Origin of the sequence: Ralstonia sp. SET104, from assembly GCF_003851545.1 — a bacterium.
In the GTDB taxonomy this organism is placed as follows: Bacteria; Pseudomonadota; Gammaproteobacteria; order Burkholderiales; family Burkholderiaceae; genus Ralstonia.
In genome coordinates this window covers 33,156-47,640 of record NZ_BHVX01000019.1, presented here as the reverse complement: position 1 = coordinate 47,640, position 14,485 = coordinate 33,156, and the positions used below count along the sequence as shown (strand labels likewise).

The window sequence follows — 14,485 nt, the reverse complement described above, 5'->3', positions numbered from 1 at the left end:
CACCTGCTTTTTTATTGCGGGGCCTGCCGGCGCGTCAGATTGCCTTGATGGCCTTGATCTTGTTGCCCTCGCCCAGCAGCACGACCTTGGGGCTGTAGCTGGCGACTTCCTCTTCGTTCATCGGCGCGTAGGTGCAGATGATGAGCAGGTCGCCCACGTGGGCACGGCGTGCGGCGGCGCCGTTGAGCGAGATCTCGCCCGAGCCGCGTTTGCCCTTGATGATGTAGGTCGAGAAGCGTTCGCCGTTGTTGACGTTGTACAGCTCGATCTTTTCGTATTCGCGCATGTCGGCGGCGTCGAGCAGATCCTCGTCGATGCCGCATGAGCCTTCATAGTCCAGATCGGCCTGGGTAACCGTCGCGCGGTGCAGCTTGGCGCGAAGCATGTTGCGTTGCATAAAACTTTCCTTGAAACAAAAATGAAATCGCCACATGCGGCCCTGGCCAAATGGTGCAGTTGCACGCACCCCGCCGGGCCGCTGTCTCCGTTGTTATTTGGCGGCGCTCGTGGCAGCAGGAGCGCGCACCACCTGGCCGGCCTGACTGAGCAGGCAGGCGGCCACGATGTCGTCTTCGCGGTTGATGACCAAGCCGCCGTCCTTGTCGACAATCAGCTTGAGGAAATCGAGTACGTTGCGAGCGTAGAGGGCAGAGGCATCGGCCGCCACCATCGACGCGAGGTTGGTGTAGCCCACCAGCGTGACGCCGTGCTTGACGACCACGCGGTCGGCTTCGGTCAGCGGGCAATTACCGCCTTGCGCGGCGGCCAAATCGACCACCACCGAGCCCGGCTTCATCGCTTGCACGGTGGCTTCGGACAGCAGCGTCGGCGCGCGGCGGCCGGGGATCAGCGCGGTGGTGATGACAATATCCGCCTGGCTGGCGCGCGTATGCACCAGTTCAGCCTGACGGCGCATCCAGTCGGGGGGCATCGGGCGGGCATAGCCGCCCACGCCTTGCGCAATCTCGCGCTCTTCGTCCGTCAGGAACGGCACGTCGAGGAACTTGGCGCCCAGCGATTCGATCTGCTCTTTCACGGCGGGGCGCACGTCGGAGGCTTCGATCACGGCGCCCAGGCGCTTGGCCGTGGCAATTGCCTGCAAGCCCGCCACGCCCGCGCCGAGGATCAGCACGCGCGCGGCTTTCACGGTGCCGGCGGCCGTCATCAGCATCGGCATGAAGCGCTGGTAGTGGTTGGCCGCCACCATCACGGCCTTGTAGCCGGCGATGTTGGCCTGGGAGGAAAGCACATCCATGCTCTGCGCGCGCGTGGTGCGCGGCGCGGCTTCCAGCGCGAAGGCGGTGACATTGGCCGCGGCCAGGCGGGCCGTGTTTTCATCATCAAACGGGTTGAGCATGCCGATCAGCACGGCGCCCGCTTGCATCTGTGCCAACTCCGCCGCTTCCGGCGAGCGGACCTTGAGCACGATCTGCGCGCCCAGCGCTTCGGCAGCAGTGCCAATCTTGGCGCCGGCGGCCACGTAGGCCTCGTCGGGCTGGGCGGCAGCAACGCCGGCGCCCGATTGCACGGTCACCTGATGGCCAAGCGCGACGTATTTTTTGACCGTCTCTGGGGTCGCGGCAACGCGCGTCTCGTCCGCCCGCGTCTCCTGCGGGATGCCGATGTGCATCGTGTCTCTCCTCGCTGATTGTTGTGTAGGGTGCGCGCGAAAGTGAACGAAGGCGCGCTGGATCAGGATCGACGTGCAGCTTACCCGAACTTTTTGGCGCGCGGACGCTCGTCGAAGGCCATGTCGAATATCCGAACCGACATTGAATGCGGGCCGATCCTGCGCAAACGTGTGCTCAATTGTTCACAACTGCGGGGGCGGGCAAGCTGCGCGTCCCCGGTGCCTCCTGCAAGCGGGGAGGGCGGCCTCCAGCTACAATAACGCCTTGTTTTTGTTGCCTTTTTGCCATGAACCAAGCCGTCCGCTGGAAACCCAGCGTTACCGTTGCCGCCGTCATTGAACAGGATGGGCGGTTCTTGCTGGTTGAAGAGCACACCGACGCCGGTTTGCGCCTGAACCAGCCCGCTGGTCATCTCGATCCGGACGAAAGCCTGGCCGACGCCGTCGCGCGCGAGGCGCTGGAAGAAACCACTCACAGCTTTGTGCCGACCGCGTTTCTGGGTTGCTACATGGCCCAGTTCCAGCCGCCGCAGGGTGACCCAGTCACTTATGTGCGGATGGCGTTTACGGGCGAGTTGGGGCCGCAAGACCCGCGCCGCACGCTTGACGCCGGCATCGTTCGCACCGTGTGGATGACTGCGGATGAGATCCGCGCCAGCCGCGATCGCCATCGCAGCCCGCTGTTGCTTGTCTGCGTGGAGGACTACCTGGCCGGCAAGCGCTATCCGCTCGACGTTATCCACACACACGCCAGCGTGTACGGGTTGGGGGCGCTGCTATGAGCAAGAAGCGCATCGTCGTCGGCATGTCCGGCGGCGTGGATTCCTCCGTCACGGCGTGGCTGCTCAAACAGCAGGGCTACGACGTCGTCGGCCTGTTCATGAAGAATTGGGAAGACGATGACGACAGTGAATACTGCTCGACCCGGCAGGACTGGATCGACGTCGTATCGGTGGCCGACCTGATCGGCGTGGATGTTGAGGCGGTCAACTTTGCGGCCGAGTACAAAGATCGCGTGTTTGCCGATTTTCTGCGCGAATACTCCGCCGGCCGCACGCCTAATCCAGACGTGCTGTGCAACGCCGAGATCAAATTCAAGGCCTTCCTCGACCACGCGATGGCGCTGGGTGCCGATACGATTGCCACCGGCCACTACGCTCGCGTTCGTGAGGCCGATGGCCGTTTCGAACTGCTCAAGGCGTTCGACCATACCAAGGACCAGAGCTACTTCCTGCATCGGCTGAACCAGGCGCAGCTCTCGCGCACGCTGTTTCCGCTGGGCGAGATGCCGAAGACGAAAGTGCGCGAGATTGCCGCCGAGATCGGGCTGCCGAACGCCAAGAAGAAGGATTCCACCGGCATCTGCTTTATCGGCGAGCGGCCGTTCCGCGATTTCCTGAACCGCTACCTGCCGACCAAGCCGGGCCCGATCAAGACGCCTGACGGTAAGACCATCGGCGAGCACATCGGCCTGGCGTTCTATACGTTGGGGCAGCGCAAGGGCATCGGCATTGGCGGCAGCCGCGACGGCAACGGCGATGCGTGGTACGTGGCGCGCAAGGACATGGCGGCCAACACGCTCTATGCTGTGCAAGGCCATGATCACCCTTGGCTGCTGGCCCATACCGTGCATGCCGATGACTTGAGTTGGGTTGCAGGCCACGCGCCGGCCGAAGGCACCCACGTTGGCGCCAAGACGCGCTACCGCCAGGCCGATGCGCCATGCACGGTCGCGCGTGCGACTGACGGCGCGCTCACGCTGGCCTTTCCCGAGGCGCAGTGGGCGGTTACGCCGGGCCAGTCGGCGGTGCTGTACGACGGCGATGTGTGCTTGGGCGGCGGGATTATTTCCGCTGCTGAGGCGGAGTCGGTCATGGTTGCGCCGGCCTGAGCGTAGAGTCGCTGGATACCCGCAACGCCATTGGTTCGCAATGGCTGTGAATGCCATGTATGTGAATACATGGCATTTTTATTTGTCTGATCGCCCGTGCAAGAGGTCGAGCGCACGAAGATCGCGCTTCAATGCCGGCCCTTTTGACTGTCATTTTTTATCAATGAGAGGCGCGCGGGCAACTCTGCGACTATTTGTAGTACTCCGCCAAACGATGGCATCCGGTTACCTCCAAGTGACAAGCCGGTTGTCGTGACTGGTAAGTAGGAGTGCTCCTTTATGCAGCAGCGTCGCCAGCTAGAAATCTCAACGGAGATTCGTGCTTCTTATCAACGTTTGCCATTCCAGCGTTTCTGGACGTGGTTGACTGGTAAAGCCTTGCCAGGTGAGTCGCCGGCGCGGTTAGTTCATCCGGTTGAGCCAGTGATCTGGTCACTGATCTGGTTTCTTGGCGGTGTGTTGGCGTCGATCTTTGTGTTATTGAGCAAGGCGAGCGTTTTATGGTTGCTGTTAAGCATGGTTTTTACAGTGGCCGGTGCACGCTATGTCGTTGCCACAATCATTCACCATGGCGTTCACCTTGCGGTATTCAGAGGTGAGCGGGCGAATCGAATTTTGTGCGAAGTTTTATCGACGCTTACGATCGTGCAGGCGTTCGATTCGTACCGCCAGTTTCATGTGCATGAACACCATGGTCGCGATTTCTCAACGATGGGCGACCAAGATTTGGCCGCCATTTACACCTTGGGTCTGCGGCCTGGCGTGGCGGTCGCGCGGATGCGACTGATCCTGGCGTGGCAATGCATCAGTCCCGTTTTCCATCTGCGCTACCTCTGGGGGCGTCTGAAAGCCAATTTCATTGGCGTGCCAGCGTACCGGCTGGTTATGTCCTGTGTGTGGGCGGCATGCCTGTGTTGGCTAGCGAGTTTGATCGGATGGGGTGTCCTTGCAATCGCCGTTCTGCTGCCGCTGACTGTCCTGTATCAAATCTGTTCGCTCTTGCACTTGGTGACCGAGCACGCCTGGGTGTTGCGCGAGACCGGTGAAACGGTCCGGTCATCGCATGTAAACAACAGCCATGGCCGGTTTTGTGGCTCGCCGACTCCGGCCAACACGCTGCATGGCGTGCGTTGGATGCGAGCATGGGTGTACTGGGGCTTGGTGCATCTGCTGGTTCATCTACCAGCGCGGTTGCTGGTCGTGCAGGGATCACTGATCGTCCACGACTGGCACCACCGGGCTGGCGCGGATCGCGGTTGGCCCAATGCGATTCAGAGCCGGGAGCAGATGATTCAGATCGAGATGGCGCGCGGTCTGTATACGTACCGCGATATCTGGGGAATCCACCATGTCATCGAGGAAGTTCTGCGGCGCATCAGCGAAGCACAGGTGATCGAGGTGACGGACGAGCTTAGATACCGATTGAACTGAGTGCACATTGACAACCGCATCATCGCAATCCAACAACAGCCAACCGAGAGAAACTATGCGAGCACCAGCCATAAATATCGTGAACGGCTTCAAATTCGTGCCCGGTGGGCACTACATGGATGGCCTGAGTGATACCGATTGTGCGCAGTTCTTTCGCTTCTATGAGAGCCAGATTCAGGCGGACCCTTACGCCGATGTCCGTGATCGCGGCATGATCAAAGTCATCTATGACCGGGGCAGTCGCACCATTCGCAAGAATGCCAATCAGAGCTATTTCCAGTCGTATGCCGCCAACGATTCGGATGGAGGTAGGGTCCGCGTGTTTCCGCCGATTAGCGATGCGCTCATTAACGACCGGACATTCCTGCACCTACTCAAGCGGAACGCGCCGTACATCGACGAATATTGCGACCGTGCGAGCAAGGCTGAGCTGAACATCAGCGTCCATTTCATCCGCTACAAGACTGACATGGGACGTGCGTCATACAGTTCGCCGGTCTGGCTGCACGTTGATGATGAACCGTTGGTGTTCATCCACCTGATCCAGTTGACCGACAACGCTATCGGCGCGGACAGCGTGATCTCCGAGATGGACAGTAAGCCCACCAACGTCCTGCGGCTATCGAAGCCGTTTGACACGCTGATCGTCGACAAGACTAAGAAGCATGCCGTGACACCGCTGGGGTCACACGGCGGGATGGCTTACCGCGATGTCATGCTGATCAACGTCGAAGCGGAAGTGCAGCAAAAATGACGCAAGCAAAGATGACGCAAACACACACTAAGTCTGCTCGCCTGCCGGTGATGCCGCTTCATGAGGAGCGGATTGGACGGCTCTATATGGTCGGCGCCATGGTTATCGCGGGAACGATCGGCTTTTTTGTGCTGCTGTCCGAGCAGAGTCCGTTCAACGTGGTGTTCTTTCGGTGCGCCATTGGCGCCGTCGGCCTGGGGCTTTATGGTTGGTGGCGAGGTTTGTTTCGCTCGGTTCGCATAAGCCGCGAGGAATGCCTGAATCTGGTGGCCGGGGCACTAACACTGGTCTTCAACTGGTACTTCCTTTTCACTGCTTACAAGTTCACGTCGATCGGCATCACGACGGTGGTTTACAACTTCCAGCCGTTTTTACTGCTACTCGCCAGCTTCGTATTTCGCCGGGAGCGCCCCGGCGTCAGCGCGATCGTCTGGCTGCTCATGGCGTTCGCGGGCTTGGTCGTACTGGCCGAGCCCAGCGTGCAACATGCCGATAACGTTTATCTGCTGGGCGTTGGTAGTGCACTGGCGGCAGCGGCGCTCTACGCCGCCACCACGTTACTGACGAAAAAGCTGTCGACGACGGTACGCCCCGAGGTCATCGCGGTCTGCCACATGGTCATTGGCGCTGGCGTTTTTGGGCTTCTGGCGGACTTCCGCCATCTGCCGCAACTGCCGCATCAAGTGTTCGCCGTGCTGGCGCTTGGCCTGTTCCACACGACGTTCATGTATGTGCTGCTATATGGCGCGTTCCAGAAAGCGTCAACGGCCAGTCTGGCGATTTTTGGGTTTATCTACCCGGTTGTCGCGGTGGTGGTGGACTACCTGGCATACGGCAAGGTCATGAATTCGGCGCAACTGGTGGGTGGCGTGCTGATCTTGGTGTCGGCAGGCGCTTATGCACAAGGCTTGAAGCTGCCATTGCTGGATCGCCGGGGTATTCCCCGCATCTGACTGTTTTCCACGATCATCATCCAAACAGCTGCAATGCTTGAAGAAAAAACCGAGGTGCTATTCGACGCGCAACCGTACGAGATCGATTTCTCGGCGACCGTCGTCGCAGTCCACGGCGATTTAGTCGCGCTCGATCGCACGCTGTTCTACCCCGTGGGTGGCGGCCAGCCGGCCGACACCGGCGAACTGGTGTCGCCCACAGGCGAGCGGATCCAGGTAGTCGGTGCGGCGCGAGGCGAGGTGAACCGCTCCATCATTTGGCACCGGCTGGATCGCGTTGGCGCGCTGCAGGCCGGCATGCCCGTCAGAGGTCAGATCGACTGGTCTACGCGCTACAAGTACATGAAGATGCATACATGCCTCCATTTGCTTTGTTCGATGATCGCGGCACCGGTCACAGGCTGCGGCATCGGTCGCGAACGGGGGCGGCTTGATTTCGATCTGCCCGAGATATCCTTGTCGCGCGAGGCGATTACCGATGGGCTGAACATATTGATCCGTCGTGGTGTCGACGTGACTACACATCTGGTGCCATCGACGGAGCATGACAGGGTGCTGAGTCTGGTCCGCAACAAGTATGCGTTGCCGCCGAGGTCAGACAATGCCGTCAAGATCATCCAGGTCGGTGATATCGATATTCAGCCCTGTGGCGGCACTCATCTGCGCAATACGGCTGAGATCGGCGAGGTGGTCTGCGAAAAGATCGAGAAGAAGGGCCGGCAGAACAGGCGGATAGTCATCGGTTTTGTGACCTGAAGTACCTGTTCTGCGCGGACGCTAATAGTGTCGCGCATGGTGACGTGACATCTTTGTTAGGTTCTCCTAAACACCAGATTTTTCGTCGGCAGCACCGCCGGGCGTGATCTCATCCGATACGTGTAGTGGAAAAAGCCGTTGCGTGACCGGTTTCCGCAACACCGCGTTGTGACGGCTGCGGCCGTAGCCGGGCTCGTTTAAGCTGGCGCCCTGTTCGTCTCCACACAAGGTTTGTCATGTTGCCACGTCGCTACTGGGCCTTTGCGGGCGTTGTGCTGTTGTTTGCTGTCACCGCGGGGTTTGCTGCGACGGGGCGCCTGCACTGGGTGTGTGCGGTCATTCCGGGCATGTTCGTGATCCTGGGCGTGCACGACATCATGCAGACGCGCCATTCGGTGCTGCGCAACTATCCGCTGTGGGGCCACTTCCGCTTTCTGTTCGAGTTCATTCGGCCGGAAATCCGCCAGTACTTTGTTGAAGACGACACCGACGAGCGCCCGTTCTCGCGCGCTCAGCGCAGCATCGTCTACCAGCGTGCCAAAGGCGAAGTCGACAGCCGCCCGTTCGGCACCGAAGTCGATGTGAAGATCGCCGGGCACGAGTGGATCGGCCATTCACTGGCGCCGACGCGTATTGCATCGTCAGATTTTCGCGTGATGGTGGGTGAGGGGCGCGCCAAGCCGTATTCGATGTCGGTGTTCAATATCTCGGCGATGAGCTTTGGCGCACTGTCGGGCAACGCCATTCGCGCGCTCAACCGTGGCGCGAAGCTCGGCAACTTCATCCACGACACGGGCGAGGGTTCGATCTCGCCGTACCACCGCGAAGAGGGCGGCGATCTGATCTGGGAAGTCGCTTCAGGCTACTTCGGTTGCCGTGATGGCAACGGGCGTTTCGATCCGGACAAATTTGCCGAACAGGCGCGCAGCCCGCAGGTGAAGATGATCGAGGTGAAGCTGTCGCAGGGCGCGAAACCGGGTCACGGCGGCGTCTTGCCGGCTGCCAAGGTGACGCCGGAGATTGCCGCCACGCGCGGGATTCCGATCGGGCAGGACTGCATCTCGCCCGCGTCGCATTCGGAGTTCAGCACGCCGCTGGGGCTGCTGCAGTTTGTTGACCGGCTGCGCACGCTGTCGGGTGGCAAACCGACTGGCTTCAAGCTGTGCATCGGACATCCGTGGGAGTTCTTCGGCATCGCCCGCGCGATGCTGGAGTCGGGCATCCTGCCGGACTTCATCGTCGTCGATGGGGCTGAGGGCGGCACGGGCGCGGCGCCGCTGGAATTTACCGACCACGTCGGCACGCCGCTGCAGGAAGGGCTGCTGTTGGTGCATAACACGCTGGTGGGCACCAACCTGCGTGACAAGATCAAGATCGGCGCGTCGGGCAAGATCGTCACCGCGTTCGATGTGGCCCGCACGCTGGCGATGGGCGCCGACTGGTGTAACGCCGCACGCGGCTTCATGTTTGCGCTGGTTATTACCCCTCTCCTCAATAAACTAGTGACAGTGTGGCATTCCCGTCCCGCAGCACAGTTGTCACTGGCTGCCTGACTGCTCTACACCTTTCAGTCATCATCCGTCATGCCATCTGTCAGTCCGATAGGTCGGCGCCTAAAGTTGTCTTCCTCTAACTGTTATACCTATGAGGAGACGCTATCCTTCGCCGCACAGTGCATTCCGTTGTGGACCTGCCGATTGTCGAAGGGGCAATTGGAAGCACACTGCCGTTCCTTTTCCTTAAGGACGGAGAGCTCAGCATCTTCTCGCTGGCTTGGGCCCGCGCCCAATCTGTTGAGAGAGCCTGGAGTCCTGGAGCACTGCACAAGGCAGTCACTGCCGTAGGTCTCTTCTATGACTTCTACGTCATTGAGAAGCAGCAGCGGCCGCTCCATCCGGACGAACTCTTCCAACTCGTAAAGGAGTTCTATGAGGCTCGCCGTTTTGGATTGTCGTCGCTAGGTTGGCGGCCAGTTCGATTTAAGACGGCCAGCGATGATGTTCGATTCGTCAGCAGCTTCACAGAATGGTGCTCCAAGAATCTTGGACTTCTCCCAGTTAACCCGGTCGAGCGTGAGTCACTGAGCTCGTTGAACCTCGGCGACCAGCGGCGAGCTTTCGACAGGTTCCAGCGTCGCAAGGGTTGGGACAAACTGTTTCACCTGCACCCCTCCACGGATGAAGGGCGAGGTGTCGTTGAGGAACATCGGTTTCGGCCCATCGGGCGGAGACCCCGAGCGTCAGCAGGAAAAAAGCACTTCCCGCCAGGCAAGGTCATGTCGCTGATTCGGGCGACTCCCTCTGTTCGCGACAAGCTCTACCTCCTCCTTCTCATCTTTGGAGGCCTCCGCGCGTCGGAGCCCCTCCATCTCTTCGTGACTGATGTTCGTATCAAGCCTGATGGTGTAGCTGAGGTCGTTCTCGGACATCCAGAGACCGGCTTCTATGAATGGGTGGACAGCGTAAAAGGCAAGCAGCGCGGCAATCGGGCCTCGTTCCTGGCCGAGCGGTACTTCCTCGGTCCACGTAACCGTCTCGCTTTCAGGCACCCGCTGTACGCTGGCTGGAAAGGAATGGCACTGGATAACGGGCAGCGGCATGAGTCGGTCGTGAACTGGCTCTTTGAAGACGCCGGCCGACTGTTCGCACGATTGCATGCCCAGTACATGCACGAGACTAGAAGCAAGGTTCGGGATGACCATCCGTACTACTTCGTCAATGAGGCTCCCGGTCTGTATTTCGGACTGCCTGTGAAACTGTCCAACATGTCCAAGGCGTTTGAGCGTTCGGCCCGGCGGATTGGACTGTCAGCTAACTCGGACGGAGTCAATCCGCACGGCGGGCGGCATTTTTATGGGTTCTATTGCGCCTCGTGTCTTCGGCTGTCTGTAGAAACCACGCAAAAGCTCATGCACCACGAAAGCATGCTTTCCACGATGGACTACTACGCTCTCAGCGCGGAGGTTGCTCGTAGCGAGTTGCATAAGGCGCAGGTCAGCCAGGCACAGGACCTCCCGGCCATGCTTCGTGTGAACGACTTATCGACGGTCTAGCGCTCCCATGACAATCGCGAAACATAAGGCGCCAGGGTCTGGTCGCATTGTTGCGTTCAACACCAGTGCAGCAGAAGCGGCCCTGCTCGAGGATGTCTCAAGAGCTGAGATGCATGAGCTGATTGCCGAGTTCGAGCAGAAGCGGATTGAAGCCTATTGGCGGGAGACGATGGTTGCCCAGTCCAAGCGTGGTTCGTACCTTCAAGCCTTCGCGTATGGACAGGACGGCCCCGTTTATTACAAAGCAGGCTATTTGCAGAGAATGGGCGGAGTCTCCCTGAGGGGCCAGGCGCTAACCGAGCACTTCCAGGGTCTTCCATTGAGCGAACAGTTGGCGCTGGTCGAACAACACAAGCCCACGTCTCTCGCTGGCCTACGCGATGTCGTGCTGCATGTTCCGGCGGTCATCGCTGTTGATTTTCACGCGGCACTGGACGAGTTCAATTCTGCCGAAGCATTCGTACAGTCATTGCTCGCAGTGCCTGCGTCCGGCGACGCGCCTTTGTACCATCCGAATCGATATGTTGAGCTCCTTACTCTGCTGTGGGGTAAGGGCCTGATGTTGTTTCCTCAGAACCTGGCCGATTGGGCGACGCCCGTGAAATGGGTCACTCTCACGGATGCGCATTACGGAGGGGAGCGCAGCAAGCTAGTCTCAGCTGTCTGCGCTAGACCTAAAAAACGCGCTGTCGACCCAGCTTATGGGTGCGTTTGCACATTCTTTGGGACCTCAGACGTCGCGACGCTGGCCGACTTGTCCCCAGCTCTCATTAGAGCGCATGAGGAAATTTGGGTGGCGGCTGTCGAGCGGAAGTATCCGCAGGAGAAGCGAGGCACCAAGGTTTTTTCCTCGATGCGGGGAAAGGCTCGAACTGCTGCACTGCTCTTGCTCCAGAGCTTCAACTTTGCCAATCCGGCCCATGCCGTAGAACTGACCCGGCCTAAGCGCAATGATGTTCGCGATGAAGACCGACGCGTCGACGGAAACTTCCGCTGGCTGGTGGCGGCGCGTCCGGAGCTCGAGGTATGGGCTCAATACTTCAAGGCGTACATCGAGTCCCTGACGACTGTCCGGCTCCTGAATTTCATCGGTCGCTTGAACACGCTGGGCGACTATCTGTGCAGCTTGGACACTCCCCCGAGAAACCCGTGGGATGTGGTCCGGAGCAAGCACATCTATGACGCGTCGCGCCAGAATCAGAACACGCTTACTGCCTACCTCCGAAAAAATCTGCGCACGCCGAGGCACCAGAACGACACCCTGGGCACCATTCGCCGATTTTTCGATTGGCTACATGACCGGCTTATCGCCGAGGGAGCTCCGCACGCGAGCAGCTTCAAGACCCCCATTTTGACGAGCGACTCGACAGGCAAGAGCAGCATACCCAGCCAGACGCACCGTGACGCGCTTCCGCCATACGTGATGCGGGAGATGAAGGAGCTGTTGGTCGAGAACGACTTCGCCTTCTCGCGGGCCTACAAGTCGTCCCATGTCCGGGTTCTCGATAAAGAGACGGGCCAGTCCGTGTGGCAGTTCGACCCGAGCCTGACGGCGTGCATGTACACCTTGTTTGACACGCCGATTCGGAGTCACCAAGCCCGCTGGCTCGATAGCGGTGCGTTCGATGAGTACCGCTACGATTTCTCTCTCAAGCGTGAGGTGCCTAATCCGTCTCCGCTTGCTGTACGTGGTCGCCGGGAGGGCGTGCTCCGTGCTCAAAGAAACGGGCAGAGTTCGGCGGATTGGCTCGGCCTCTGGGTTAACACGAACAAAACGGCCAAGTACGGCGCCGACGTTGTTGGATATTTGATTCCATATGTCTCCGATACGCATGCTCGCTTGCTGCGGGACGTCATCGTCTGGCAACAGCGATATCTGCCAGAACTGAAGAAGCTCGTTCGATATCAGGAATACCGTGACGATGTGAAGGAGCTTCCCCGGCCGGCAGACATCGCGCAGCAACCGATAGCGCCGCTGTTTCGTGACTCCTCGACCCCGGACCAAGCCAGGCCTATCAAGTACCCGAGGCTGAAGAGCTTTTACACGCTGGTCCTGAAAGAGACAGAAGACCGCATTCTGCGGAAGTATGGCCAGAAGCTATGCCTGGTTACGACCGATGGCCGTGGCAAGCTGAAATGGGTGGTAGACCTCCATACGCTGAGAGTGAGTGGCATCACGAATCTCATTGAGGCAGGTGTGCCGTTGGAGGTCGTCTCTCAGTATTTCGCCGGGCATGCGACTTTGGTCATGACCGTGCACTACCTGAAATACTCAACGGCAAAGCTGAAGAAGTATCTCGAGGATGCTCGAGCGCGGATGGAGGCCGACCAGGACTTCGTCGGTTCAGAACTGTTCATCGAATCAGTTGATGAGTTTTCCCCATTTTTGCTCGGCCAGGAAGGTGCGGGGACGGGAGCCGGTCTTCATGCGCTCAAGGACAAGACCGGCATTCTTACCATCAACCCAGACGGAATTTGTCCAGGCACCTCTTGTAGTACGGGCGGAGCGCCGGACTATCCGGGTAGTCAGAAGTTTGGTCCGGTGCCAGGCGGACAGCGCTGTGGTCTTTGCCGGTATTGGCTGACGGGCCCAGCACACCTGTTGGGACAGGTTGTTGCTGTTAACAACTTGGCGTACACGATTCGGAAGAAAGGAATCGAGGTGGCGAGCCTGAATGACCAGCGTCTCGATGCGGAAGACCAGGGCAATCAGCGTAAGGCACGTGGACTGCGCGACCGGGTCGATTTGCTCAATCGAGAGCTCGAAATTGATGTGAATGAGTGGGTGGCGCGATACAAGTACGCAGAGCAGTCCCTTGCCCTGATGGACTCCTATCTTGCCGCAAAGAAGAAGGTGCTGGGTTCGGGGGAGAACGCGCCGGTGCCAATTCTGACGGCCGGCTCGGCGATGGAGCTGAAGGTCACGCTGGAGGAGGCTCACGAATTTGCACTGCTGGACCAGATAACCCAGATGAGCGAGTTCACGACGGGGTTTAAGAACCGTGAAGCCGAGCTCGAGAAGAATACCGTTCTGTCCAGGATGATGATGGCAAACGGAATGAAGCCGTTCCTGCTCAGCTTGTCGGAGGAGCAAGCCCATGAAGCCGGCAATCTGTTGTCTTCTCTTCTCCTGCAGCAGGTCCGGACGCAGGACCTCGACGAGGTGCTGGCTGGGAGGAAGCCGCTTGGCTCGTATCCACGGCTGATGTCAGCTCTCCAAGTCCTCGAGGAAAACGCATCGGCTGAATCGGCGGGGAACAAGACGGCTATCGAAGCGGCAGATGCACTATTCAAAGAAGGCGGCATCGCCAGCTTGGACGATTTGGGGAAAGCGAGAACTGCATGAACGGAAAAGCTGCAGTAGATGCGCTGTATGAAAGCCTGATTACCGAGGCCTCCAATCCTCGTCAAAAGACCTCTCTTGAGAGGGTCAAACAGGCGAGCGACTACCTCGAAAGCAACGGACTAAAGGTCTCGCCATCTTCGATTGAACGCTATTGCATTGACCGTGGGTGGGACGGTCCGAAGGCGCAGTCTATTCGAAACTCGAAGGACGTGCTCCTGCGCTATGTGAAGCTCCGGCAAGCTGGCCAGAGCGTCGACGCCAGTCATCCTAAGGCGGACGCAGAACCGGCAATCGCCGACGAGACCCTGAGAGCCTATGTGCAGCTTCTCAAGGAGGAGCGGGACCAAGCGGTTGCCACGAGGCGAAGAATCGAAGCAGGTCTGCGCCTACTGCCAGGCATCCCTGTAGACGACCTGATTCGGTCGGGTCTTGGCGGCGTAGCGGTCCAGCCATCGGCGGCGCAAGGTACTGACGCACCATCTGTTGACCATAGAGTACTGAATGCGCTCCGACGTCTTTTCGAGCCCGCCCATCTCGCAGACTGCGGATTGGAACTCTACAAGGAGCGTTTGCGGCAGGTTTCCACGCGCAACGTGTTGCTGGAGAGAGACGACGTTCTGGCTCTGCGCGGTCTGTTGGCGGCATCATCGCTCGGCGACCCTGCGTGAGGTC

At 59.4% G+C, this 14,485-nt stretch carries 11 protein-coding genes and 1 pseudogene; 10 read left to right on the top strand and 2 right to left on the bottom strand.

The features are described from left to right. Nucleotides 1-34: 34 nt before the first annotated feature. The gene (panD, locus tag PSUB009319_RS19915) at nt 35-397 is read right to left on the bottom strand and encodes an aspartate 1-decarboxylase (protein WP_124383926.1); all 363 of its coding nucleotides are present in this window, start codon (nt 395-397) and stop codon (nt 35-37) included. A 93-nt stretch (nt 398-490) separates the two neighbouring features. Next, nucleotides 491-1,630, bottom strand: a complete 1,140-nt coding sequence (locus tag PSUB009319_RS19910) for a Re/Si-specific NAD(P)(+) transhydrogenase subunit alpha (RefSeq protein ID WP_124383925.1) — start codon at nt 1,628-1,630, stop codon at nt 491-493. Nucleotides 1,631-1,917: 287 nt separating this feature from the next. On the opposite strand from PSUB009319_RS19910, the gene PSUB009319_RS19905 reads away from it, so the two are divergent. The 10 genes and pseudogenes from PSUB009319_RS19905 (at nt 1,918) to PSUB009319_RS19860 (ending at nt 14,481) form a co-directional block, all read left to right on the top strand. Further along, entirely contained in the window at nt 1,918-2,412 is a 495-nt protein-coding gene (locus PSUB009319_RS19905) for an NUDIX hydrolase (RefSeq protein WP_124383924.1), read from the top strand. Further along, a complete protein-coding gene (mnmA, locus tag PSUB009319_RS19900; RefSeq protein WP_124383923.1) occupies nt 2,409-3,521 on the top strand; it encodes a tRNA 2-thiouridine(34) synthase MnmA in 1,113 nt (370 codons plus the stop codon). The genes PSUB009319_RS19905 and mnmA overlap by 4 nt, the downstream gene beginning before the upstream one ends. Nucleotides 3,522-3,800: 279 nt before the next feature. After that, nucleotides 3,801-4,952 carry a fatty acid desaturase gene (locus PSUB009319_RS19895; RefSeq protein WP_124383922.1) on the top strand — a complete coding sequence of 384 codons (1,152 nt, stop codon included), beginning with the start codon at nt 3,801-3,803 and terminating at the stop codon, nt 4,950-4,952. A 79-nt stretch (nt 4,953-5,031) separates the two neighbouring features. Beyond that, nucleotides 5,032-5,706, top strand: coding sequence for a 2OG-Fe dioxygenase family protein (locus PSUB009319_RS19890; RefSeq protein WP_185453511.1), 675 nt, complete (start codon nt 5,032-5,034; stop codon nt 5,704-5,706). Continuing rightward, entirely contained in the window at nt 5,703-6,659 is a 957-nt protein-coding gene (locus PSUB009319_RS19885; protein WP_124383920.1) for a DMT family transporter, read from the top strand. Before PSUB009319_RS19890 ends, PSUB009319_RS19885 begins: the two co-directional genes overlap by 4 nt. 33 nt (nt 6,660-6,692) lie before the next feature. Further along, complete coding sequence (locus PSUB009319_RS19880; protein ID WP_124383919.1) at nt 6,693-7,415, top strand: alanyl-tRNA editing protein; 723 nt, start codon at nt 6,693-6,695, stop codon at nt 7,413-7,415. 236 nt (nt 7,416-7,651) lie between these two features. Next, nucleotides 7,652-8,890 (top strand): annotated as a pseudogene (locus tag PSUB009319_RS19875) (FMN-binding glutamate synthase family protein); the annotation flags it as partial. 209 nt (nt 8,891-9,099) lie between these two features. Continuing rightward, complete coding sequence (locus tag PSUB009319_RS19870) at nt 9,100-10,467, top strand: site-specific integrase (RefSeq protein WP_124383918.1); 1,368 nt, start codon at nt 9,100-9,102, stop codon at nt 10,465-10,467. 7 nt (nt 10,468-10,474) lie between these two features. Continuing rightward, nucleotides 10,475-13,813: a VPA1269 family protein gene (locus PSUB009319_RS19865; RefSeq protein ID WP_124383917.1), complete on the top strand. Its 3,339-nt coding sequence runs from the start codon at nt 10,475-10,477 to the stop codon at nt 13,811-13,813. Further along, entirely contained in the window at nt 13,810-14,481 is a 672-nt protein-coding gene (locus PSUB009319_RS19860) for a hypothetical protein (protein WP_124383916.1), read from the top strand. Before PSUB009319_RS19865 ends, PSUB009319_RS19860 begins: the two co-directional genes overlap by 4 nt. Nucleotides 14,482-14,485 lie beyond the last annotated feature (4 nt).

Bases quoted from the DNA above. Each gene is read 5' to 3' on its own strand.
- panD (WP_124383926.1), bottom strand. From the start codon at position 397: ATGCAACGCAACATGCTTCGCGCCAAGCTGCACCGCGCGACGGTTACC.
- PSUB009319_RS19910 (WP_124383925.1), bottom strand. From the start codon at position 1,630: ATGCACATCGGCATCCCGCAGGAGACGCGGGCGGACGAGACGCGCGTT.
- PSUB009319_RS19905 (WP_124383924.1), top strand. From the start codon at position 1,918: ATGAACCAAGCCGTCCGCTGGAAACCCAGCGTTACCGTTGCCGCCGTC.
- mnmA (WP_124383923.1), top strand. From the start codon at position 2,409: ATGAGCAAGAAGCGCATCGTCGTCGGCATGTCCGGCGGCGTGGATTCC.
- PSUB009319_RS19895 (WP_124383922.1), top strand. From the start codon at position 3,801: ATGCAGCAGCGTCGCCAGCTAGAAATCTCAACGGAGATTCGTGCTTCT.
- PSUB009319_RS19885 (WP_124383920.1), top strand. From the start codon at position 5,703: ATGACGCAAGCAAAGATGACGCAAACACACACTAAGTCTGCTCGCCTG.
- PSUB009319_RS19880 (WP_124383919.1), top strand. From the start codon at position 6,693: ATGCTTGAAGAAAAAACCGAGGTGCTATTCGACGCGCAACCGTACGAG.
- PSUB009319_RS19865 (WP_124383917.1), top strand. From the start codon at position 10,475: ATGACAATCGCGAAACATAAGGCGCCAGGGTCTGGTCGCATTGTTGCG.
- PSUB009319_RS19860 (WP_124383916.1), top strand. From the start codon at position 13,810: ATGAACGGAAAAGCTGCAGTAGATGCGCTGTATGAAAGCCTGATTACC.